Genomic DNA, 23,819 nt, shown 5'->3' with positions numbered 1-23,819 from the left:
ATCTCATTGGTTAGATGCAGCTTGTGTTGGAAAAGTTGAATCTCTAAAAGTTTTAACGAAACAACCTTTGCTACTCAAAGCGATGGGACACGGAACTCGTCAACGATGCCGAGTAAATCGGTTTGGATTCCCGGTTGGACACGCTCCTAAAGCTAAGTTCTTTCAAGGATTTCAAACAGGTGATATCGTAAAAGCTGCTATCCCAAAAGGGAAGTTTTCTGGACATTATGTTGGGCGTATTGCCATTCGATTCCGTCCTTCTTTTGTTTTNACTTGATTCCTGTTCAAAAACATGACGGATTCTCCTACTCCTTTTAACAATGATTCTCGCTCCGCTCAGTTTTCTTTGGGCGGCAATTCCTCTCCCGCTAACCCTGTCGGGTATAACGGGAGTCCCCTTGCCGCATCTCAGATGGATCGCAAATAGCATTCAACGGTGTGATTAAATCAAGTGCGAGTCTCCTCTGATTTAAGATCAAAAATAAGTTCCCTCTCTACTCGCAGGAGAGGGGGTTAGGTCAAACATTTTGACGGCGACTCAGAAATTGGTCTAAAAATCCGCTAAAATGTCTATGATTAATTCTATCCAATTCTTACATCTGGGAAATTGTATTCCACTTATTTACTGGTCTCTCATGGAAGCCATGACCCTCGACCGCAGCAAGCCTTAAAACAGCTAGCAGATCGGTTGAAAAATCGAATTAACCTTCGATTATTACCCAGTTCACCTTCTCCGGTCTTGGCAACCGCTACTTTAGAATGTTCTCCTGTTCCTTTACATGAACAAATTAAACAGTATGCAGAATATACCCGAAATTTGGGATTAAATCAACTGGAAATTTTACCGTTATTTCTACTTCCCGGAGTTCATGTCAAAGAAGATATTCCTCAAGAAGTTGCGATCGCCCAAGAAGCACTGGGACAGGCGGTGAGTTTAAAAATTAAACCCTATTTGGGATATCAACTATCTCGTTTAGCAACAAAACTCACCTATCAAATGACTTCTATTCCTTGTGAAGTTTGGATTTTACTCAGTCATGGAAGTCGCCGTCCTCTAGGAAATCAACCCGTTGAAGAATTAGCGAGTCAATTAGGGGCTATTCCGGCTTATTGGTCAATTTCTCCGAGTTTAGAATCGCAAATTGAAGCCTTAGTAAAAACCGGATATAAAAACATTGGCATTTTGCCTTATTTTATCTTTGCCGGAGGAATAACAGATGCGATCGCTCGTTTGAGTGAAGAATTAGCCGAAAAATACCAGAGCGTTAAATTTCGTGTTGCTGAACCCTTGGGAGTGAATGATACCTTAGTTGATTTAGTCGTTGATATTTTGATGGAGAATTGACTGATTAACGTTAATTTTCAGTGATTTATTCAACCGTTAGAGATTCAGCTTTTGGCCTGACTGAACTTTTCTTTCCTTTCAATAAATAAGTCGTCATTTCTCCCTTCCCTTTGACTAAAATTGCACCGCGTTTCTCAAACAAATACTCATCTTTGATAGAATTATAGGTGGTTTCCGTGACTTGAATTTCATTGGCGATCCCATGAGACTCCATCCGACTGGCAATATTAACCGTATCTCCCCAGAGATCATAAATAAACTTTTTCATCCCAATCACACCCGCGACAACAGGGCCAATAGCGATTCCAATTCGCATCTGAAACTTTTGTCCGGTTTCTGCGTTAAACTCTCTGATAGTCTGTTGCATATCTAACGCCATATTAGCAATAGCTTGAGCATAATTTTCTTGCGGAACAGGTAATCCCGCAACCACCATATAGGCATCACCAATGGTTTTAATTTTCTCCAGATTATGTTTATCAGCTAAATGATCAAAACGCGAAAAAATTTTACCGAGAAGTTGTACCAATTCAGCCGGAGGCATTTTTCCAGACAATTCAGTAAATCCGACAATATCACCAAATAAAACCCCCGCATTGCTAAAATTATCAGCAATAGTCACAGGTTTTTCTTTTAAACGTTCGGCAATCGGAACAGGTAAAATATTAAGTAATAACGTTTCAGATCGCTCCTGTTCAAATTGTAGTTGTTCGTAAGCTGCTTGTAAAGCACGACGAGAATTAAACTCAGCCCGAGCTAAACGATCATACAAATAAACCGAAAGATTGCTAATCAAACAAATCCAGAAAAAATAAAGGAATAAAAAATCGGCAGTCATCCAATCACTGGGAAATTTAACCTCTAAATTGAGCAAGATTTGTGTCCCCAAATAATAGGCAAAAGTTCCGACTTGACCGATTAAATGAAGCGGCCAACAAAAGGGGATTAAAGTTGCTAAAGAAAAAAACGTTAACGGCCATTCAATAATTGCAGGTTGAGAAAGTCCTTGTAATGTTGCTCGAATTTGGGGACTGAGGGTAATTAACCAAGTCAATAATAAAAAAATAAAACCCGGATAACGAACACCAATAGCCGTCGGCAGTAACAATAAACCCAGAAATAAACCAAGTTCAACACTCAGTTGAGTCAGTAGCCAACCGAGTTTAAAGTTTTCTGGATGAAACAGTAAATTGTTAACCTGAGATAGCATAAACGTCAGATAGGAAATAAAGGCGAGTCCCACTCCTAAACTCAGTCGTTGATGAATAAAACGATGTCGCCAAACTTCGTAGTTGGGGGCTGATCTTATGTCGGGACTCTCAAAAAGTGCTGTGAGTCGCCTACTGATAAAATCACTGAACCCCTGATCACCCTTTAACCTTTCCATGATGGCTCACCTTAGTTGTACTTGAAAGTTAAAATGGTTTAGCCTCGTTAGTCAATCTAATGTCAAAGTTTAAGGTACAATACTCTAATATTTAGTCCTCATACACCCATGATCAACTGGATTAGCCAATAAGTTCCTCAGTCTTGTTCACCTTTATATTGTGAATGATACTGTGAAAATTTGCAATAGTCTAAGTACATTTGATCAGAAAGATTATATTAAAAAGGTAAAATTGTAATGAATGATAATCCTCGCCAATTGGCATTTTTAACACTCCGAGACGTCGAACGGCGGGGAATGTATGCTGATATCGCATTGGATCAAAGGTTGCGTCAAACTGATTTGAATGGAGTTAACCGACGCCTAACAACGGAATTAGTTTATGGTTGTGTGAGAAGACGGCGTTCCCTCGATGCGTTGATTGATCAATTCGCTCAAAAAAAATCTCACCAACAACCACCAGATCTGCGAATTATTTTACATTTAGGATTTTATCAGTTATGTTATCTCAGTCAAATTCCAGCTTCGGCTGCGGTGAATACAACCGTTGAACTTGCTAAAAGTAACGGCTTTTCGGGACTGGGTGGATTTGTGAATGGGATTTTGAGAGCCTATTTACGCCAACAAGAACAGCTTGGCAATCCTCAAATTTTTATTCAAGAAGATCCCAATTTAATTAAAAATTTGGGCGAATTTTACAGTTTTCCCGATTGGATTATTGAATATTGGCTGAATCAGTTGGGTTTAGAAGAAACCGAAAAACTAGGTCAATGGTTTAATCAATCTCCGACTATTGATTTAAGAATTAACCCCTTAAAAACCACAATCGAAACTGTTGAAACAGAACTGAAATTAGCCGGAATAAACCTTAGCAGAATCCCTCATNATTTGGGCGAATTTTACAGTTTTCCCGATTGGATTATTGAATATTGGCTGAATCAGTTGGGTTTAGAAGAAACCGAAAAACTAGGTCAATGGTTTAATCAATCTCCGACTATTGATTTAAGAATTAACCCCTTAAAAACCACAATCGAAACTGTTGAAACAGAACTGAAATTAGCCGGAATAAACCTTAGCAGAATCCCTCATTTACCCCAAGCGTTAAGACTATTCGGAAGTGTCGGAGAAATTCATAAACTACCCGGTTATCCACAGGGATGGTGGAGCGTTCAAGACAGTAGCGCTCAATGGGTGAGCCATCTTCTCGATCCTCAACCCGGAGAAACCATTATTGATGCTTGTGCGGCTCCCGGCGGAAAAACAACTCATCTTGCAGAATTAATGCAGGATACAGGTACAATATTAGCTTGCGATCGCGCTAAATCTCGATTGAAAAAAGTTCAGCAAAATCGAGAACGTTTACAACTCAAATCAATTCAAATTCAAGCGGGTGATATTCGGGAGTTTTCCCAGTATAATAATAGTGCAGATCGAGTTTTATTAGATGCGCCTTGCTCCGGCTTAGGAACCTTACATCGTCGTGCTGATGCCCGTTGGCGACATACACCCGAAAACATAGAAGAACTCTCCCAACTGCAAGCTGAACTGTTAGAAAAAACAGCAAACTTTGTTAANCAATTCAAATTCAAGCGGGTGATATTCGGGAGTTTTCCCAGTATAATAATAGTGCAGATCGAGTTTTATTAGATGCGCCTTGCTCCGGCTTAGGAACCTTACATCGTCGTGCTGATGCCCGTTGGCGACATACACCCGAAAACATAGAAGAACTCTCCCAACTGCAAGCTGAACTGTTAGAAAAAACAGCAAACTTTGTTAAACCCGGAGGGTATTTAGTTTATGCAACTTGTACAATACATCCCCAAGAAAATGAGCAAATTGTTGAAGCCTTTTTAACTCATCATTCAAATTGGAAAATTGATTTACCCGATATTCCTTTAGATGACGTTCTGACTTCAGAAGGATACCTGAAAGTTTGGCCCCATCGACAAAATATGGATGGTTTCTTTATCGTTCGACTCAAACGAATATAATATTTTTTGAGTTTTACTATAGATTTGAACCTAATGCCAGTAAACAAAGTCTAAAAGCAAATTTGCAATTATAGCCGACTCTATCTTGGGATAGAGTTCAAATATTTTTGACTCAATTAACTTGACATTTCTTTATATTTTGTGAACAATCTTAATTATAGGTTTGATAAAACTTTACAAAAAGCTTGGAGTTGCCATGAAAATTTTTGATTTTTCTAATCGTTTCCAGCGAGCTACTCTAGTCGCTATCATCGCAGGAACTAGCCTGATGGCTGTACCAGAAATCACCAACGCAGGCGGTGGCCCCAGTCGTGAGGCAACTCAAAGCCAGGGGCAGACTCAAGCCGCAGCCGGAGATATCGTGGAAACTGCGACCAGTGCAGGTCAGTTCACCATTTTGGCAAAAGCGCTACAAGCCGCAGGTTTAGTGGATGTACTCAAAGGAGATGGGCCGTTTACCGTGTTTGCACCGACGGATGCAGCTTTTCAGGCTTTACCAGCAGGCACCTTAGAAGAACTACTCCGGCCTGAAAACAAAGATAAATTAGCTGCTATTTTGACCTATCATGTTGTTCCGGGTCGAGTCACCTCAACTCAACTCCAATCGGGACAAGTGAAAACGGTTCAAGGAAGTTCAGTTACCGTCAACCTTGATTCCGGTGTGATGGTTGATGAAGCTAAAGTCATTAAAGCAGATGTTCCAGCCAGCAATGGTGTAATTCATGTGATTGATAAGGTGATTTTACCCAAATAGTTTGAGTTCAGATCAGAGGTGTAAAATCCGTTGAAAACCCCGTAAAGCTAGGAATAGCAACGGGGTTTTCTGATCACAGAAGAGCAAATCTTGTTCGACTCAATCCGAGTAGACCTCGCCACAATTGCGATCTGGAGTGCCGCTTTATTTGCTTCTGTAAATTTCGAGACAACATTTTCCTCCAGCAATCACAAATGATTTCTGAGAAATCCCCACACCGAATAAAACCTCTGAAACGATTTCCCCTATGGCCTTCTAAGAATAGATATTTTACACAAACCCAATCGAATTGCCATATCTGTCGTCTATTACTCAACAGGATAGCAACCGATTAAGTTATTAATAGGAGTAGGTTTTTTTGAGAACAGAATGTCAAGTCGATTCTGGGTGCGGAGATGACAGAAAAGAAACTTAAGTATTTGGTATCGAGTCTAAAACTGACGTAAGGGTAACGAGTGAGTCTATGAGTTTGAGTTTTTGCATGATTGTGAAAAATGAAGAGCAGAATCTCTCGCGATGTCTCAAAAGTGTGAAAGATGTTGTTGATGAGATGGTAATACTGGATACAGGTTCAACAGACAGAACTGCGGAAATAGCTCAAGAATGGGGAGCGCAAGTTTATTATTTTGAATGGTGTGATGACTTTGCGATCGCTCGCAATACAGCCTTAAAATATGTCACAGGAGATTGGATTTTAGTGCTTGATGCAGATGAAATCTTAGCCTCAACGATTGTCCCTCAAATCAAGCAAGCGATCACCCGAGACGATTATTTAGCGATTAATCTCGTCAGACAAGAAATAGGAGCCGCTCAATCTCCTTATTCCTTAGTGTCGCGACTGTTTAGAAATCATCCCAAAATTCAGTTTGATCGTCCCTATCATGCTCTGATTGATGATAGTGTGAGTCGGATTTTAAAACAGGAATGTCGCTGGAAAATCGGATCTTNAATCAAGCAAGCGATCACCCGAGACGATTATTTAGCGATTAATCTCGTCAGACAAGAAATAGGAGCCGCTCAATCTCCTTATTCCTTAGTGTCGCGACTGTTTAGAAATCATCCCAAAATTCAGTTTGATCGTCCCTATCATGCTCTGATTGATGATAGTGTGAGTCGGATTTTAAAACAGGAATGTCGCTGGAAAATCGGATCTTTGGCAGATGTAGCGATTTTACATGAAGGATATCAAACCGAAGCGATCGCTCGACGCAATAAACAAAAAATTGCCAAGCAAGTGATGGAAGGCTATCTGGCGCAACATCCGAGTGATCCCTACGTGGCGAGTAAGTTGGGAGGGTTGTATGTAGAAATGGGAGAGATTTCTCCGGGGATTCAGTTGTTGACAAAAGGACTCAAGCAACTGAGTCTGTATTCAAAACATCAGCAACTAGAACCGAATGAAGCTTTACTGTATGAACTACACTATCATCTGGGAATTGCCCATCGGAAAAAACAAAATCTCACCGAAGCCAAACATCACTATCAAATTGCTCTAGACATAAATATTCTACCTCAACTCAAATTAGGTGCATACAATAATTTGGGCAATTTGTTAAAAGATACCGGACATTTGCAAGAAGCAAAAGCAGCTTATGAAACCGCGTTGCANGGGTATGGCGGTGATGTCCGGCTACACCATAAGCTGAAATTGCCCATCGGAAAAAACAAAATCTCACCGAAGCCAAACATCACTATCAAATTGCTCTAGACATAAATATTCTACCTCAACTCAAATTAGGTGCATACAATAATTTGGGCAATTTGTTAAAAGATACCGGACATTTGCAAGAAGCAAAAGCAGCTTATGAAACCGCGTTGCAAATTGATCCCAACTTCGTGCAAGGACACTATAACTTAGGGATGACTTTCCGAGCGATGGGAGAATATCCACAAGCGATCGCCGCTTATCAAAAGGCGATTCTACTTGATCCCAACTATGCTGAAGCCTATCAAAATCTAGGCGTTGCGCTTTTGAGTGCAGGTAAAGTGCTTAGTGGTTTAGAAGCTTTGAAAACGGCGATCGCCCTCCATGAAAAGAGCGATCCCACCGAAGCCAAACGCCTGCGTCAAACTCTACAGCAGATGGGATTTAAGTTGTAGGGTAACAAGCAGCTTGAGAGTTTGGCGGGGTATCGCGCATCCTAAAAACCCTGTTAAAGCCTAAGTCCTACTGATTTAGGGTTCTGTTCCCCAAATGTCAACAGAATACGGCATCATATAACAGTTTGATATAGTTGTCTCACGTCACAGAGGAGTTATGAAATATGGGAGATGCAAAACGGGTATCGGTGGGTATAGTTGGGGCTTCCGGCTACGGTGGCGTGCAGCTTGTGCGATTATTACAAGATCATCCTAATGTGGAAATTGTCTATTTAGGGGGAGATAGCAGCGCAGGAAAGCCTTTTTATACGTTGTATCCTCATTTGAGTCACTGCATTGATTTGATGATTGAGCCGATTGACATTGATAAAATAGCATCTCAATGTCAGGTGGTGTTTTTATCTCTGCCGAATGGCTTGGCGTGTAAAATGGCACCTCAACTGTTGGAGAAAGGATGCAAAGTTCTTGATCTTTCCGCAGACTATCGATTTTTTAATCTGGAAACCTATAAAAAATGGTACGGTAGCGAACGAGAGGATAAAGCGATCGCTTCGACAGCCGTTTATGGTTTACCTGAACTTTATCGCGATCGCATTTCTCAAGCCCAACTCATCGGTTGTCCAGGTTGTTATGTGACGGCGAGTTTATTGGCATTATCTCCTTTATTAAAGCAGGGATTAATTGCAACCGATAGTGCGATTATTGATGCTAAATCCGGAACTTCTGGCGGCGGACGTCAGGCGAAAACGAATCTTTTACACGCAGAAGCCGATAATGCAATTTCAGCTTATGGTGTAGCCGGACATCACCGCCATACCCCAGAAATTGAACAAATTTGTAGTGATCTTGCCGGACATGATGTTAAAGTTCAGTTTACCCCTCATTTAATCCCGATGGCGCGTGGAATTTTAGCAACGGTTTATGCAACGCTGCGAGATCCGGGATTAGTACGGGAAGATTTAATTACTATCTATACCGCTTTTTATCGGAATGCTCCTTGGGTGAAAGTGTTACCCGGTGGAACTTATCCTCAAACGAAATGGGCGTGCGGAACCAATCTTTGTTATCTGGGTGTGGAAGTTGATCAACGGACAAATCGAGTGATCGTCATGTCGGTGATTGATAATTTAATTAAAGGTCAAGCCGGACAAGGTGTACAATGTCTCAATTTAATGATGGGTTGGGATGAAATGTTAGGACTGCCCAAATTGAGTTTTTATCCTTAATTGGTGTATCTTTATTTTTGATCACTCACTCAACCGTTACTGCAATTTACCTCAAACAATTAACCGTTTATAACCGTTTACTCCAAGCGGGAGAGATCTGTAGAGACCCGCGTTTGCTGGTCTCTGCTGTATTGAGGCTCAAAGCTGATATGTTGGTTTTCTATCTATTGGGATTGATCATGCCCTTAGCGGGTCTTATACTAACCCCTGCTGACTCTGCCGAGGCTAACGACTTATTTATCCGAGACGATACTCAGGATAACAATATCTGTCCGCCTGGGGTTCTGTCTCGTTTAAAACGTCATCGCATTCAGTCGGGTGAAACTTTAGAAAGCATTGCCCGTCAATACAATCTGATTCCGGCGACTCTACTGGGGATCAATCCGATTTTGCGATCGCAACAGATCCCCGTCGGACAGGAAATTGTTATTCCCCCCTACAATGGGATTCGTGTGGAAATTCCCGCCGGAAGCACCTTACAGGAGATTGCTCAAGCTTACAATGCTCAGGCGGATGTGATTTTTGAAGCGAATGGCTGTCAACCTCAACCCCAGGTGGTGTTTATTCCGGGGGTGAACTGGACTCCGGGTGGCCCGGTTGCTCCGGCGATCTCTGTTTTGTCGGGTTATCCCCTACCGACAACCGCTTCGGTACAAATGGGTTACGGTTGGCAACTCCATCCTACTATGGGTCGGGTGGTTTTTCATAGCGGGGTCGATTTGAATGCGAATATTGGTACGCCTGTGCTAGCCGTTGGTGAGGGTGTGGTTGCCTTTGCTGGATCAAGAAGCGGTTATGGTAATTTAGTGGTGGTGAATCATCAATCGGGGAAACAAACCCGTTATGCTCATTTATCTGAGATTTCGGTTCAAACGGGTCAGAAAGTTTCATCAGGAGAAACACTCGGAAAGGTGGGTATGAGTGGAGAACCCGATAGCGATCAACCTCATCTGCATTTTGAAATTCGTTATAACTCAGAATTGGGTTGGGTGGCTGAAGATCCGAACCCCTATTTTTCCACCGCCACAACCCCAAATATCAGTTATCAGTGAACCAGTAGGGGTAATTGATCAATTACCCCTAACCGTCACTAAAAGAAGTTGAAATAGTCAGCATTCAGATCAAGGGCAGAATTTCCTTCGACGACGGCGATCAGTTCTTTTGAACCATCAAAATCTTCAAAAATGATTGCGGTTCCTTCCGGTAAATTCACAGAACTCTGGGTTTCTAAGTCCTGAGAATTAACTAACTCATAAGATGTCGCATTCCCGACTAATTGAATGGTATCTTCTTGAGAATTGAAATCTTGAATTAATGTATAACCTTTACCGCGACCACTCACGCCTGTTAGGGTATCCTCGCCGCGATCGCCTAATATTAAATCGCTGCCTGTACCGCCTGTAAGTTGATCATTACCTTGACCGCCATAAACTTGATCATCACCGCGATCGCCATAAACGATATCGTCATCTGAATTGCCATATAAAATATCAACACCTGCTCCACCATAGACGGTATCAATACCCCGATCTCCGAATATTGTATCATCTCCAGAGTCTCCAATCAAGATATCATTATTTTGACCTGCAAATAGCAAATCATCCCCAAATTCTCCATTGAGGAAGTCATCGCCACTAAAACTCGATAGGGTGTCATTTCCCCGACGACCATATATGACATCATTATCGGTTGTACCGAGTATTTCATCGGCTCGAGATGTACCTTCTTGGGTAGGAGGGGGCGTTAATAATAACACATTGATTTGATCGCCATTGTTCCGCAGAGCAAAAGTATCCGCATCTGCTCCTCCTAAAAGGCTATCAATTTCTTCGGTAAAAATTTCGGGCGTTTGATTTGACATGAGGCTTTAAGGGTATACAGCTAGAATGTTTGTTCAGTTCTGTTGATCGAACTTCAGGATTGTTTTTAACACGTTTTTTAGAGTTTGTTTGATAAAAAAATTATAAAATTTATCAACCTGTTGATTTGATCAAAGTCTCTCGATTGTCTGTTGGGGAATTTTTTTGCTAATTTTAACGGATTTCGTTGCTTGCTGCTTGTAATACCTCTAGGGTAGCCGCTTCAAAAACCCATTCTAAATTTCTCGTATTGATGGCTTTGATCAAGATGATATCTTCTGGTGATAAACTGGGAAGGTTAATCTGAGTAGACCAAGAGAAGGTCTGATCCGCAGAAGAATTCTGCTCGGGTTTTACTTGTTTAATGAATTCACCATTGATTGAGATTAAAATCGCTTCGATTTGACTATTGGGGTTAATTTCTGATACCCATCCCCGGATGTGAAGTTCTCCTTCTGCGGTTAAATTAATCTGTTCTAAACGTCCGAAAGGATGATGACTAAAGTTTAATTGATTAAAATCGGGTAGCGGAGATTTGGCGACAATATATAAATCCTGATAGCGACAAATGCCTTGAGGAATGCGTTCACAAATGGCTTGACCTTCACTAACATTTTGAACCGTTTGACGCACAAATTCTTCCCCGACGTAAGAAGTACCGTATTCATTCACATCAAGAGAGTAACTTTCACTTTGGGGGATAAATAATATTTCATCTGATTTGATTTTTGACTCAGGCGGTAATAAATCTCGATCATGAACACTAAACAGCAAGATTCCCTCGGAAGAAATTAAGTGATAAAGTTTTTGCATCCAGAGGGTAAAGGTTTGTTCAGGGAGATGACTAAAAAATGAACAAGCTAAGATACAATCAAACTGTTGATTAACTGAATATTCAGCCGGACTAGCTGTTGAAACAATTCCGTTGACTCCAAACTGTTGTTGTTGAAACTTGACTGCATCCCGATAAATATCTGAGATCCAAACGTTTTGAGGCGGTATTTCTTGAGTCAAAAATCGGGTAAAACGTCCGTAGCCACTGGCAAAATCTAAAAAAGAGTTGAGGCGATTAAAACTGTGAAATTTCCACTGCACCACCTGACGAACTGCATCAAAAATTCGCCGACCATTAAAATAATATCTAATCCGAGCTTTTTCAGGGATTTTATGATTTTCTAAAGCAAACAAATACATCTCATCCTGTTCACTGATCAGAGAGTTAAACTCAAGGGGGAATGGGGCTTGATCTTGGATGAAGGCTTGCAGAGGGGGATGAAGTTGATTAAAATCATTAGAGATCATCTTAAATTTTGTACCAACAGAAGAAAAATATTAAAGTCAATCCTCAAAAAATTAATCTTGGGGGTTCCGAACGTTAATTATACTCCGGGGTTAACACCGATTAAATTGAAACCGCTCCCTAATAATGATATTGTATGGTAGGTAGATTGCTCGTGAGCTAGCGGGCATCACAACAGTATCAAAAAAGAGTTGTTATCAAACGGTCGGGAAGCTATGCGCGTATACGTACTACTGTTTAATGCAGGAACAGAGAACGAAGGAATTCATACCATCCAGATGGGCGATCGTAACACGGTGCTAATGTTTGAGGAAGAGGAGGATGCTACCCGCTTCGGTATCCTACTAGAAGCCCAAGATTTTCCGACTCCCAGTGTCGAAGCCATTGAGGATGAAGAAATTAAGGAGTTTTGTCGCAGTGTCAACTACGACTGGCAATTAGTTCGCTCAGGTGAGTTGGCCGTCCCCCCTGAGAATAACGTAGAACAGACGGAATGGCAACCCGAGTCAAATATCGATGAAAAGCCCTCTGAAAAGCCCTCTGAAAAGCCCGAGTCAGACACCGAATATTCTCAGGATGAACTTGACATGATTCGTCGTCGATTAGAAGGGTTATTATAAGAGATCAAGGTGAGATTGTGATTCAATCAAAACACTGAAGAAAAACTGATCTGTTAAAAATTTAAAGGTTTGAAAGGCGATTATATGAATGATTGGGAGACGCGAGGACATCTTTTAACTGAACAAATTAATGCCAATAGTCACAACTTAGATCAGTTGAGTTCTCTGGAGTTGGTAGACTTATTTAATCGAGAAGATATCCAGACTTTACTGGCGATCGCTCATTCCCGTGAAGGTCTAGCCCAAGCCATTGACATCATAGCAGAAGCGATGGGTCACGGTGGACGCTTATTTTATGTCGGAGCGGGGACTAGCGGGCGTTTAGGCGTGTTAGATGCGGCTGAATGTCCGCCCACCTTCTGCACGCCTCCCGAGTTGGTACAGGGCATTATCGCTGGGGGTGCAGCCGCTTTGCTGCGGAGTTCAGAAGACTTAGAAGATCGAAGCGAAGATGGTAAACAGGCGATCGCTTATCGAGAAATTACNAATGTCCGCCCACCTTCTGCACGCCTCCCGAGTTGGTACAGGGCATTATCGCTGGGGGTGCAGCCGCTTTGCTGCGGAGTTCAGAAGACTTAGAAGATCGAAGCGAAGATGGTAAACAGGCGATCGCTTATCGAGAAATTACCGATCTTGATGTTGTTGTTGGAATTACCGCAGGGGGGACAACTCCCTATGTTCATGGGGCGTTAGAAGCGGCGCGTCAGCGAGGGGCGAAAACGATTTTTATCGCTTGTGTTCCCCAAGAACAGGTGAAAATTGAGGTTGATGTAGATATTCGTTTGTTGGTGGGGGCGGAAATTCTCGCAGGTTCAACTCGCTTAAAAGCGGGAACGGTGACAAAAATGGCGCTGAATATTCTCTCAACAGGCGTGATGGTTAAGTTGGGGAAAGTCTATGGAAACCGTATGATTGATGTAGCAGTAACGAACCAGAAATTACGCGATCGCGCTTTAAGAATTATCGGAGATTTAACCGGAATTAATCGAACGGAAGCGGGGGAATTATTAGATAAAAGTGGTAAGTCGGTTAAATTGGCTTTGTTGATGCACTGGACTGGTTTAGAAGCAGAAGACGGGGAAAAGTTGTTAACAAAATTTAAGGGAAATTTGCGAGAAGCGGTATTAAGTTGTCAGCAAGGTTGATGAGTTTTAGAGAGGCAGAGAAGAGTATTGAAGGCGATTGAATTATTTGCGGGTATTGGTGGCTTTCGCTTGGGAATGGAAGCGGCTAATATTGAAACGGTTTGGGCGAATGATAGCAGTGAATTGAGTTGTCGAGTTTATCAAAGTAATTTTGGTGAAAGTTCGATTGTCTTAGGAGATATTACCCAAATTGATTGTTCAGACATTCCTCAACATGATCTTCTCACGGCTGGGTTTCCCTGTCAACCGTTCAGTCCTGCGGGAAAAAAACAGGGAATTCGAGATCAAGTTCGAGGAACATTATTTGAACGAATTGTTGAAATTATCGCCAGTAAACAACCCCAATATTTTTTACTGGAAAATGTCAAACGAATTTTAACAATGGAACAAGGCTATCATTTTCGGGTGATTTTAAAAGCCTTGGCTTCCTTAGATTATTTGATTGAATGGCGACTGATTAATCCTCTAAATTTTGGGATTCCTCAAAATCGCGATCGGGTGTTTATTATTGGAACAAAATCGACAAAAAATAATCCTTTCCCTAATCTTTAAAACTCCCTAATTCTATTCACTCAAAACGATTGTGAGGCTTGATCAATGGGGGTTGAAAGGTTAGAAAAATGTCTTCAACCGATTGTTTTGGAACAACAAACTAAAAATCATAACTGGGGAATTGCTTACCAAAATCAAATCTATACTCAACAAATTCCTGCTTTGTCNAAATCGACAAAAAATAATCCTTTCCCTAATCTTTAAAACTCCCTAATTCTATTCACTCAAAACGATTGTGAGGCTTGATCAATGGGGGTTGAAAGGTTAGAAAAATGTCTTCAACCGATTGTTTTGGAACAACAAACTAAAAATCATAACTGGGGAATTGCTTACCAAAATCAAATCTATACTCAACAAATTCCTGCTTTGTCTCAGCAAAAACCCCCAAACAAACTCAAAGATATTCTTCAAGATGAACGAGAGATAGATATTCAGTTTGATTTTACCGCAGATACCCGAGAAAGAATCAAAAAAAGTACATCTGTTCATCGATATTGTAGTAGAAACTTAAAAACCCGGTTTCTTTGAGAAACCGGGTTTTTAACCTGTACTTCAAAGGAACGCACACTATATGACGAGAACGCTAACTTTACCCCTTCTCAAAATAGAAGCGGGAAACATTGATCAAGCACAGATTGGAATATCAGGAATTGAAAATCTGTTGACTGGAGGCTTGATGTAAGGTGGGGTTAGGTGGGCCAACAACATATAGCGATCGCGACTCATTGGGCGATCGCAAAATTTTAGAATTCCTATCAGGGATTGAAACGAACCCGTTTGACTGGATCAGGCACAACTAAGGCTGTTATCATCAATAAAAAGACCAATGAGGCATGAAGCGATCGCCAAATTGAAGAAATGGCTTCAAATCAAAAATCAAAATCTAGGGTATTTTCCTAAATGTTTCCCACAAAGCTGGCAGGATTGCTAACATAACGATAAAATCCTGTGTGAGAATGTGAACTCTAATCTTGCTGTTTCTGATTTTGCTATGAACGACATAACGAATGATGCACAAGAAGTGTTGCCCCGTGAGGTTAGGGTTAACCAACTTCGCAATTTGATAGAAACCTTGCATATTGCTGATGAAATTGCCAGCAAGCGGTATTTGATCAGTAGTTCCGAACTCGCTGATCTGATGGATGTCAATGCAAGCGCTGTCACCAGTCGCGGTGATAACTGGGCTTGGCGGAATTGGGAAGTCTCCCGAGTTCGTCGCGAGGGAAATCAAATCCTTTGGCAATTAGAACGGGTAGACTAAACTCTCAAGTGTGTATTTAGCCTCGGAATTTTGGCTGAGTAGAAGATTTAAAAACAGGGTTCAGACTAAACCATGAACCTGTTCTCTGCTACTTTGAAATATTTGCTCNAAATCAAATCCTTTGGCAATTAGAACGGGTAGACTAAACTCTCAAGTGTGTATTTAGCCTCGGAATTTTGGCTGAGTAGAAGATTTAAAAACAGGGTTCAGACTAAACCATGAACCTGTTCTCTGCTACTTTGAAATATTTGCTCTCTATCGGTTTATCTTGATCAATGATCTAAGATTTTATCCCAAAGTTACCAAAAATTGCCGCACAGGCCCCGATCTTTAGATATGGGGATATAAGGCTTGGAAAAAAATGTTATAATAGCCATACTGGCAGGGTATTCAACCAGTTGAAAAACCCAGCATCTAACCGATGCAATTAACCTTGAAAACTTAAGGTATGGGGTTCTTGCTAAGAATGCTTTGGCAGGATAAAACCTTAAAGCACCAAGTACAGAGAACAAAGCATTTTTTTCTCAAGTACGGTAGGGCATACCGAAACTATCTCTGAAATGGGATGAACGACTGGGGAGACGAACCCCTCTGGAGTTGATTGGGAAACCAGTATGCTGTAAGGGTTGTCAATGAACCAGTAATCCAAATCCGCTCGTGGTTTGGAGAATCCCCTTTCTTTAGAAATGGGGAGTATGTCAAATCTAAAAACATCATGATCACAAAACCAACCATCACCCCAATGGTTGCCTCTTTTTCATGTCCGAGACTGTGAGACTCGGGGATGATCTCATCACTAATCACAAATAACATCGCACCCGCAGCAAACGCCATCGCCCAGGGTAAAATCGCTTGAGAAATGGAAACAACTCCTGCACCAATTATACCGCCAAGCGGTTCGACTAATCCGGTTAATAGAGCTACACTAAAAGCAGACCAGCGAGAGTATTTTTCACTTAATAAGGCGATCGCCACGACAAATCCTTCGGGGATATTTTGTAAGCCAATTCCAACGGCTAGGGCGATACCATTAGCAACATATTCGCCGCCAAACCCTACCCCAACCGCTAACCCTTCTGGGAAGTTGTGAATGGCGATCGCAATCACAAACAACCAAGTTCGTTTTAAATTCTGATAATTTCCTTCAGGGCCTTTTATAAAATGTTCATGGGGAAAATATTGATGACTACACCACAAAAATAAACCCCCGAGTAATATTCCGATGACGACAATTAAAGCTGAAAACGTATTACTATTTGTTTGTTGAGTAGCAGCTTCTAAACTAGGAACCACTAAGGAAAATGAAGTTGCAGCTAACATCACACCCGCCCCAAAACCCAGCATCGCCCCTTGAACTCGTTGGCTAATTTTACGGATAACTAAAACCGGAATAGCACCGACACCTGTTCCCATTCCTGCAATAAAACTGCCAATTAATCCTAGATAAACAGTTGGAATATCTTTGATAAAATCAAGCATAGAAATGTTAAAATTTCTGTAGAAGTAAAATGCAATTCTAACTACAGTGTATCAGGATCAACACCTAACTCCCGTAATCGAGCCGCTAATTTTTGATTGCGTTGTTGTTCCATTTCTAGTTGCTGTTCGGTGGCTTCTCGTTGCTGCTTTTCAATTTGGGCAGATTCTTCAGGAGTTGGAACTAACACCCCTTCTAAGCTAAAAAATCTCAATTTCTGTTCATAAACCCCTAAAAACAGTTGTAACTGTTCACTCCAAAACCATCCTTTGTCGTTGGGTTTAATCGTTTGATATTGTCCTTTGACTAACTCAAATCCCTCAAATTCTAAACTATTGGGATCAAACCAAAAATATTCGAGTGTTCTAAAAATATCTTGATAAATTTGTTTTTTTGTTGTGCGATCGACTTGCGCCGTAGAATTCGATAATAGTTCGACAATAACATGAGGATATTTCCCTCCTTCTTCCCAAACCACCCAACTTTTCCGGGGTTTACGTTCAGTATCTAAGACCACAAAAAAATCAGGCCCTCTAAAATATTCAGATTTTTTCTGATTTGGGCTATAATAGATTGTAAGATTTCCGGCTGCAAAATAGTCTTGTTTGTCTTTCCACAGCCAATCTAAACACTTCAGTAGTAGCAACAATTGTTGTAGATGTAAATAGCTTTCCAAAGGTGGCTCCTGACTTTCTAAATCTCCTGATGGATACTCAATATCTTCAAACTCAGGTGAGGGACGAAGCAGGTCTTCTGCGATAGTCATTGGATTAACTGATTGAATAGTGAATTTTCCTCAATTTTATCGTTGATGAATAGAATTGAGGAATTTTCTCATAAATTAAAAGGAGAGACGCTAAAAATAACGCCTCTACCTATCCTGATTAACCTAACGAACAGTCGAAGGCTGTTTGCTAAAAAGTGCTTCTCGAATTTGTTCAGAAATTTGAGAACTGGTTAAGCCTAAATCAACTTTAGACTCTTCAGGAGTCGCATGATCAACAAGCAGATCGGGAATACCAAAGCGCTTTAAGGGAACCAAGATATTATTATCCATCAACGCTTCAGCAACCGCCGAACCAAAACCCCCAATCACACAACCTTCTTCTAGAGTAACAACTTTACCAATCCGTTTTGCTAAAGGTAAAATTAACTCCGTATCTAAAGGTTTAACAAAACGGGCATTAATAACCGTTGATTCTATGCCATGTTCGCTGAGAATTTCTGCAACTTGCATAGCAGAATAAACCATTGAACCATAGCCTAAAATTAACAAGTCATCGCCATTGCAAAGAATTTCTCCTTTTCCAATGGGTAAGGGTTCCCAACCTTCTTCCATTAAGGGAACACCATAGCCTGAACCACGCGGATAACGCATGGCGATCGGCCCATCGGTGTATTCAATTCCGGTAACGATCATTTGCTGCAATTCCGCCTCATCTTTGGGCGCCATCATTACCATATTCGGTAAGCAACGCAGATAGGCAATATCATACATTCCTTGATGCGTGGGGCCGTCTACACCGACAATTCCCGCCCGATCCAAACAGAAGAAAACAGGCAAGTTTTGAATGCAAACATCGTGAACAATTTGGTCGTAACCCCGTTGTAAAAAGGTCGAGTAAATTGCTACAACCGGACGCATTCCTTCACAAGCTAAACCTGCGGCTAAAGTAACAGCGTGTTGTTCAGCAATACCGACATCAATGTATTGTTTGGGGAGTTTGGCTTGTAATTTATCCAAACCTGTTCCCGTTGCCATTGCTGCGGTAATCCCTAGAATTTTAGGGTTATTTTCGGCAAGTTTCACCAAAGTATGGGCGAACACTTTGGAATAGCTGGGGGGTTTGGGTTTGCTGGGGGGTGCCGCTTTTCCGGTGGCGAGGTTAAACGGCGACTGGGCGTGATAGCCGACTTGATCTTTTTCGGCGATCGCATAGCCTTTTCCTTTGGTGGTGGAAACATGAACCATCACCGGGCCAGGAATATTATGAGCTTGTTTAAAGGTTTCGATCAACTCTTCTAAGTTATGACCATCAACCGGGCCAAGATAAGTAAAGCCGAGTTCTTCGATCACCGCCCCAACTTTGGGAACCGCTAACCGTTTCATCCCTTCTTTGAGACGTTCCATTTCGGGGGTAAAGGTTTCGCCGACAAAGGGAATATGTTTAAACTGTTCTCGCAGGTTGTCTTTGAGGAACTGAACAGGCGGGCTGAGGCGCATTTTATTGAGATAACGCGGAATAGCGCCGACGTTGGGCGAGATCGACATCTCGTTATCATTGAGAACCACCATCAGGTTTGTATGCGGTAAATGACCTGCATGGTTAATGGCTTCGAGGGCCATTCCTCCGGTTAAAGCGCCATCTCCGATCACGGCGACAGTTTTAAAGTCTTCGCCCCGTTGATCCCGTGCTAACGCCATTCCTAAAGCGGCTGAGATGCTGGTAGAGGCGTGTCCGGCTCCAAAATGGTCAAATTTGCTTTCACAGCGTTTCAGGTAGCCTGCAATGCCCTCTTTTTGTCGCAACGTGTGGAAGTTGTTGTAGCGACCTGTGATCATTTTGTGGGGATAGGCTTGGTGGCCAACATCCCAGATCACTTTGTCTCGATCTAAGTCCAGAGTTTGGTAAAGGGCTAGAGTCAGTTCAACGACTCCTAACCCTGGGCCTAAATGTCCGCCTGTTGCTGCGACTGTTTCTAAGTGTTTTNATTTTGTGGGGATAGGCTTGGTGGCCAACATCCCAGATCACTTTGTCTCGATCTAAGTCCAGAGTTTGGTAAAGGGCTAGAGTCAGTTCAACGACTCCTAACCCTGGGCCTAAATGTCCGCCTGTTGCTGCGACTGTTTCTAAGTGTTTTTCACGAATTTGTCGAGCAATGTCTTGCAGTTCGTGAATGGATAAACCGTGTAGCTGATTCGGATGAGTAATTTCACTCAAATACATATTTCTAAATACCCGCGCTAGCCATTATTAAGGTAACGTGTTCAGACCAAACACGGATCGGTTTGGCGACCGTCCGAGTTGACGCATAGATGTCATCGTAGCAGGGGAAAGCGATCGGCGATCGAGTGAGTTGTAAATTCGTGATCGATGATATCGAAGTTGAAACTGAGGTTTTCGGTAGCTAAACTGCTTCTGTTCGGGCTTTTTGCTTTGGAAATTTGGGTGAGCGATCGCGAATCGGGCTTGGTGATGCTGATCGCATTCGAGAAAATCTCGGTTAGGATGGCTAATATTCGGAGATTTTATATCATGTCCGGATAATTAGTGATCAAAAACTTTCTCATAATCCGACTCTTTCTTCTTCTTTATTTCCTCCTGACTCCTGACTCCTGANCGGATAATTAGTGATCAAAAACTTTCTCATAATCCGACTCTTTCTTCTTCTTTATTTCCTCCTGACTCCTGACTCCTGACTCCTGACTCGGTGACTCCTCTGTCGTTTATTTATAGCCGGTTGGATAACAAAAGCTTTACAATTCGCCTCTCAATTCTCTATCAAAAGCTGTAGTTTTCTTTAAGAAAAAAAATAACCTATTCTTCACTCTCAAGTTCACTTTCAGGTTCTGCGTTAATATCAGAAGGAGGTATTTTTTCCAATCCAATTAAACCTTCCATCACGGATTTAACAATGGGTGCTGCAACTGTTCCGCCACTGCTTCCCTCTTTGGGTTCATCAACAACCGCAACCACAACATAACGAGGATTATCAACCGTTAAAATCCCCACAAAACTGGTAATTCGAGCATTATTGGAGTAACCGCCTGATGCAGAGGCTTTTTGGGCTGTCCCTGTTTTTCCGGCGACTCGATAACCTGCAATTCGTGAAGCTTTACCCGTACCATCTTCTCCTGCAACTACAGATTCCATCATTTCTAAGACTGCATGAGCCGTTTGAGTGGAGAATACTTGGCGAGCTTTCGGTAAAGCGGTTTCCCAATAAAGTTGTCCTTTACTATTATATAATCCTTTGACAACATGAGGCGTAACCAGTTTTCCACCATTGGCTAAAGTTGCATTTAATTGAGCTAATTTAAGAGGCGTAATCGAAAGACCTTGACCAAAAGCGGCGGTTGCACCTTCAACCGGAACAGTAACAAATTGATGGCGTGTTTTTAAGGTACTGGCGACTTCAAAAGGTAAATCAACGCCACTCCTTTCTCCCATCCCTAAGCGTCTTAAGCCTTCATAAAAAACTTCAGGTTCAAGCTTTTGCATGATGCGAACCATGCCAATATTACTGGAATATTTAATAACATCGGTTATACTGAGAGAGCCGCGAGCGCCAGAATAAGCATAATCGGCATTTTGAATTGTCCATCGGCCCATTTGAATTCGACCTTCATCATAAATCACAGTATCCGGTTGAATTGATCCGGCTTCTAAAGCGAGAGCAACATTAATCGGTTTAAAGGTAGAACCGGGTTCATAAAGGTCAGATAAAGCCCAATTTTTGAAGCGATCAACAGTAGATTTCCAGTATTGATTGGGATCGTAGGACGGTTCATTGACTAATGTTAATAATGCGCCGTTGCTGGCATCCATGACAATCACAGTCGCTCGTTTAGCCCGATGTTCTTCTACACTTTGTTTGAGGATTTTTCGAGCGATACGTTGCAGCCGGGTGTCGATTGTCAGTCGCAATTCTAAATCATCAAGCTGAATAAAACCCGAAGCCAATTTAGTCGGTACCCAATTGCCATTAACAGAGCGTTGAAACTCTAAAGAAGGCATCACCCGCTCTAGTAATTCTTGTTGACTATTTTCGACTCCGGCTTGACCTTTTCCTTCACTATCGACATAACCCACAACATCGGCGGCGATATTTTGTTGGGGATAAAGGCGTTGTCGTTGTTCAATCAGTTCTAACCCATCAATTCCTAAATTAGCGATATGTTTGCCGACTTCTTCACTTAGAGATTCAGCAACTTTAATCCCACTGTCTGCTTGTTTAAACTGTTCAATCAGTTCATCGGGAGTCGAACTCGTTAAGTCATTACGGACTAATACCGGAGCCAATTGTTCGGCAATTTCGCTTGTAGATTGTTGAAATAATTTTGGATGAGCATAGAGCGTATAAACAATTTGATCAATCGCCAAAATATGACCATTGACATCACTAATTGGACGGCGAGGAACAAAGGGCAAATCCCGTTGACTTTGCTGAAATTGGGCTTGCTGTTTGAGCATTGGCCCCATATTAATTTGTAGGCGAAACAAATTCACCGACAGTCCAAACAGTCCCCCAAGCAAAATCAGCCACACCATTCGCAGACGGGAAGATTGGCATTTTTTGATTGTTGGCGGTTTGCGAGGAATAGGCCTTTTGGGATGAGGATGATTTCCTGTCAGACTTGGCTTTTGAACAGAAAATCGAGACGACGGAGGGGCTAGTTTTCCCCCCGGCTGAGAACGAGGAAAACGGGGTTTGTTCACAGGTGATCCGGAAGAAAAATCTGTTGCCATTGTAATCAGTAATCAATTATCAGTTATCAGTTGTAGGGGCAATTCATGAATTGCCCCTACCAGTGATCAGTTATCAGTGACCGCACTTTGCGCTGTTCCCTGTTGCCTGTTAATATCCTAATGGTTTATCTGTTGTTGAAGTTGGACTCAAATTGAGTTCAAGCGGGGGAATCTGTGATGGTACTTCGGGACGGGGTGGTGCTGGACGCAAAAAGATCATGTCCAGGGGTTGTCTCTCGACTAATCCCGTATCGGCTTCTTGGGCGCCTTCAGCAATTTGATGTTTGAGAACTTCATTAGCGGCTCGTAGTTGTTGTTCTTCTGTGCGAAACTGTTCTAGAGTTTGATATTCTAGCGTCCAAGCGGCTTCTCGATAGGCGGTTAANTCGGGACGGGGTGGTGCTGGACGCAAAAAGATCATGTCCAGGGGTTGTCTCTCGACTAATCCCGTATCGGCTTCTTGGGCGCCTTCAGCAATTTGATGTTTGAGAACTTCATTAGCGGCTCGTAGTTGTTGTTCTTCTGTGCGAAACTGTTCTAGAGTTTGATATTCTAGCGTCCAAGCGGCTTCTCGATAGGCGGTTAAGCCGTAGACACTCAGGGTAATACCGACAACTGTCCCCGCCAGAATGGATGAAGCCCGTTGCAGAGTAACCAGCGAAGTCAACCACAAGGGTTTAGGGGGTTGGTTGGGTAAAATTTCGACGACATCGAGTTCAATCGTTTCGGGAGTCGAATTTGATGGCCGTTTAACAAGCGGTTGACTTCGCTGATTTCGTTGAAGTCTTGCTCGTTCGAGAGGAATGATGTTTCCCGGCGTTGTAGGCGTGACGAAAGATTGAGAGAGACGGTTTTGAGTGGAACGGGTGGGTCGGAATGCAACAGTCATAGCTCGATTAGACCTAACGATCGCAAGTAAGTTCAGTCAGTTTGTTGAGGCTGTAGTCAGCTAAAAATTCAGATGAAACAGGATTTCCTCCTCATACTACCACTAGCCTGTTTAAGCATTAAAGGGCAATTGATAGTATTTTGAAGTCAGAACTTAATTTTTAGAATTTCTCAAGCAACAGCTCAATTCTACTGTCTATACTTATGCTTTTCCTGAACCCGCGCGAAACTGATAATAAACAAATCGCGTCGCGGTGCCAATACTTTCATCGAGCCAATCTTCCAACATTAAAGCCTGAGTTTGCAGTTGGGGATCATCAAAATACAAGGGCGGATTGGGACAATAAGACTCTAAAAATTGGATAATCCGGCTAGAATCGGCGATCGCTTTAGTGTAGCGGATCTGGCGGCGGCGGCGTTGTTGAGTCCTCTGGCTTTGATCC

At 42.1% G+C, this 23,819-nt stretch carries 18 protein-coding genes and 9 pseudogenes; 18 read left to right on the top strand and 9 right to left on the bottom strand.

Features of this window, described 5'->3' with window-relative positions; genetic code table 11:
* Window positions 1–292 precede the first annotated feature (292 nt).
* Complete coding sequence (locus WN50_RS36890; RefSeq protein ID WP_281062876.1) at window positions 293–427, top strand: hypothetical protein; 135 nt, start codon at window positions 293–295, stop codon at window positions 425–427.
* Between the two features lie 180 nt (window positions 428–607).
* Window positions 608–1,345: a sirohydrochlorin chelatase gene (locus tag WN50_RS10065; protein WP_046281432.1), complete on the top strand. Its 738-nt coding sequence runs from the start codon at window positions 608–610 to the stop codon at window positions 1,343–1,345.
* A gap of 25 nt (window positions 1,346–1,370) precedes the next feature.
* Here the strand turns inward: WN50_RS10065 and WN50_RS10060 are convergent, their stop codons facing one another.
* Window positions 1,371–2,732 carry an adenylate/guanylate cyclase domain-containing protein gene (locus WN50_RS10060; protein WP_046281431.1) on the bottom strand — a complete coding sequence of 454 codons (1,362 nt, stop codon included), beginning with the start codon at window positions 2,730–2,732 and terminating at the stop codon, window positions 1,371–1,373.
* Between the two features lie 237 nt (window positions 2,733–2,969).
* On the opposite strand from WN50_RS10060, the pseudogene WN50_RS37470 reads away from it, so the two are divergent.
* From WN50_RS37470 to WN50_RS10030, 10 genes and pseudogenes are all read left to right on the top strand, one after another.
* Window positions 2,970–3,374: pseudogene (locus WN50_RS37470) on the top strand (transcription antitermination factor NusB); the annotation flags it as partial.
* Window positions 3,375–3,416: 42 nt separating this feature from the next.
* Window positions 3,417–3,617, top strand: a pseudogene (locus WN50_RS37465) (16S rRNA (cytosine(967)-C(5))-methyltransferase); the annotation flags it as partial.
* 1 nt (window position 3,618) lies between these two features.
* Window positions 3,619–4,306 (top strand): annotated as a pseudogene (locus WN50_RS35995) (methyltransferase domain-containing protein); the annotation flags it as partial.
* 3 nt (window positions 4,307–4,309) lie between these two features.
* Window positions 4,310–4,723: a hypothetical protein gene (locus WN50_RS32055; RefSeq protein WP_425354795.1), complete on the top strand. Its 414-nt coding sequence runs from the start codon at window positions 4,310–4,312 to the stop codon at window positions 4,721–4,723.
* A gap of 196 nt (window positions 4,724–4,919) precedes the next feature.
* The gene (locus WN50_RS10050) at window positions 4,920–5,477 is read left to right on the top strand and encodes a fasciclin domain-containing protein (protein WP_046281429.1); all 558 of its coding nucleotides are present in this window, start codon (window positions 4,920–4,922) and stop codon (window positions 5,475–5,477) included.
* 463 nt (window positions 5,478–5,940) lie between these two features.
* Window positions 5,941–6,424: pseudogene (locus WN50_RS35990) on the top strand (glycosyltransferase family 2 protein); the annotation flags it as partial.
* A 290-nt stretch (window positions 6,425–6,714) separates the two neighbouring features.
* Window positions 6,715–7,085: pseudogene (locus WN50_RS37460) on the top strand (tetratricopeptide repeat protein); the annotation flags it as partial.
* A gap of 39 nt (window positions 7,086–7,124) precedes the next feature.
* The gene (locus tag WN50_RS10040; protein ID WP_342586748.1) at window positions 7,125–7,577 is read left to right on the top strand and encodes a tetratricopeptide repeat protein; all 453 of its coding nucleotides are present in this window, start codon (window positions 7,125–7,127) and stop codon (window positions 7,575–7,577) included.
* A gap of 164 nt (window positions 7,578–7,741) precedes the next feature.
* Window positions 7,742–8,803, top strand: a complete 1,062-nt coding sequence (gene argC / locus WN50_RS10035; RefSeq protein ID WP_046281427.1) for an N-acetyl-gamma-glutamyl-phosphate reductase — start codon at window positions 7,742–7,744, stop codon at window positions 8,801–8,803.
* 149 nt (window positions 8,804–8,952) lie between these two features.
* A complete protein-coding gene (locus tag WN50_RS10030; protein WP_053221477.1) occupies window positions 8,953–9,855 on the top strand; it encodes a peptidoglycan DD-metalloendopeptidase family protein in 903 nt (300 codons plus the stop codon).
* 38 nt (window positions 9,856–9,893) lie between these two features.
* Here the strand turns inward: WN50_RS10030 and WN50_RS10025 are convergent, their stop codons facing one another.
* The gene (locus WN50_RS10025; protein WP_046281426.1) at window positions 9,894–10,664 is read right to left on the bottom strand and encodes a calcium-binding protein; all 771 of its coding nucleotides are present in this window, start codon (window positions 10,662–10,664) and stop codon (window positions 9,894–9,896) included.
* Between the two features lie 172 nt (window positions 10,665–10,836).
* Window positions 10,837–11,964: a methyltransferase domain-containing protein gene (locus WN50_RS10020; protein ID WP_046281425.1), complete on the bottom strand. Its 1,128-nt coding sequence runs from the start codon at window positions 11,962–11,964 to the stop codon at window positions 10,837–10,839.
* 213 nt (window positions 11,965–12,177) lie between these two features.
* Between WN50_RS10020 and WN50_RS10015 the strand changes: the two genes are divergently transcribed.
* The 6 genes and pseudogenes from WN50_RS10015 to WN50_RS09990 all read left to right on the top strand — a co-directional run bounded on the left by WN50_RS10015 (window position 12,178) and on the right by WN50_RS09990 (window position 15,540).
* Complete coding sequence (locus WN50_RS10015) at window positions 12,178–12,582, top strand: DUF3110 domain-containing protein (protein ID WP_046281424.1); 405 nt, start codon at window positions 12,178–12,180, stop codon at window positions 12,580–12,582.
* A gap of 84 nt (window positions 12,583–12,666) precedes the next feature.
* Window positions 12,667–13,067, top strand: a pseudogene (locus WN50_RS37455) (N-acetylmuramic acid 6-phosphate etherase family protein); the annotation flags it as partial.
* Between the two features lies 1 nt (window position 13,068).
* The coding region (gene murQ / locus WN50_RS10005) for an N-acetylmuramic acid 6-phosphate etherase (RefSeq protein ID WP_049558973.1) at window positions 13,069–13,727 on the top strand (659 nt) is incomplete at its 5' end.
* Window positions 13,728–13,754: 27 nt separating this feature from the next.
* Window positions 13,755–14,279: a DNA cytosine methyltransferase gene (locus tag WN50_RS10000; protein ID WP_049558972.1), complete on the top strand. Its 525-nt coding sequence runs from the start codon at window positions 13,755–13,757 to the stop codon at window positions 14,277–14,279.
* Between the two features lie 249 nt (window positions 14,280–14,528).
* Window positions 14,529–14,807 (top strand): hypothetical protein, encoded by a 279-nt coding sequence (locus WN50_RS09995; RefSeq protein WP_049558962.1) that lies wholly within the window; start codon window positions 14,529–14,531, stop codon window positions 14,805–14,807.
* A gap of 463 nt (window positions 14,808–15,270) precedes the next feature.
* Complete coding sequence (locus WN50_RS09990) at window positions 15,271–15,540, top strand: hypothetical protein (RefSeq protein WP_046281422.1); 270 nt, start codon at window positions 15,271–15,273, stop codon at window positions 15,538–15,540.
* A 549-nt stretch (window positions 15,541–16,089) separates the two neighbouring features.
* On the opposite strand, the gene WN50_RS09985 is transcribed toward WN50_RS09990, so the two are convergent.
* From WN50_RS09985 to WN50_RS09960, 6 genes and pseudogenes are all read right to left on the bottom strand, one after another.
* Window positions 16,090–17,019 (bottom strand): ZIP family metal transporter, encoded by a 930-nt coding sequence (locus WN50_RS09985; protein ID WP_063847375.1) that lies wholly within the window; start codon window positions 17,017–17,019, stop codon window positions 16,090–16,092.
* A 41-nt stretch (window positions 17,020–17,060) separates the two neighbouring features.
* The gene (locus WN50_RS09980; protein WP_046281421.1) at window positions 17,061–17,783 is read right to left on the bottom strand and encodes a Uma2 family endonuclease; all 723 of its coding nucleotides are present in this window, start codon (window positions 17,781–17,783) and stop codon (window positions 17,061–17,063) included.
* A gap of 123 nt (window positions 17,784–17,906) precedes the next feature.
* Window positions 17,907–19,728 (bottom strand): annotated as a pseudogene (gene dxs, locus WN50_RS09975) (1-deoxy-D-xylulose-5-phosphate synthase); the annotation flags it as partial.
* 150 nt (window positions 19,729–19,878) lie between these two features.
* Window positions 19,879–19,965: pseudogene (locus WN50_RS37450) on the bottom strand (hypothetical protein); the annotation flags it as partial.
* Between the two features lie 591 nt (window positions 19,966–20,556).
* A complete protein-coding gene (locus WN50_RS09970) occupies window positions 20,557–22,488 on the bottom strand; it encodes a peptidoglycan D,D-transpeptidase FtsI family protein (RefSeq protein WP_425354794.1) in 1,932 nt (643 codons plus the stop codon).
* 1,090 nt (window positions 22,489–23,578) lie between these two features.
* A pseudogene (locus WN50_RS09960) lies at window positions 23,579–23,819 on the bottom strand (hypothetical protein); the annotation flags it as partial.

The sequence above is a fragment of the Limnoraphis robusta CS-951 genome (assembly GCF_000972705.2).
Note: the sequence above shows the minus strand (reverse complement) of the source record. Positions and strands in the feature narration are given on the sequence as shown.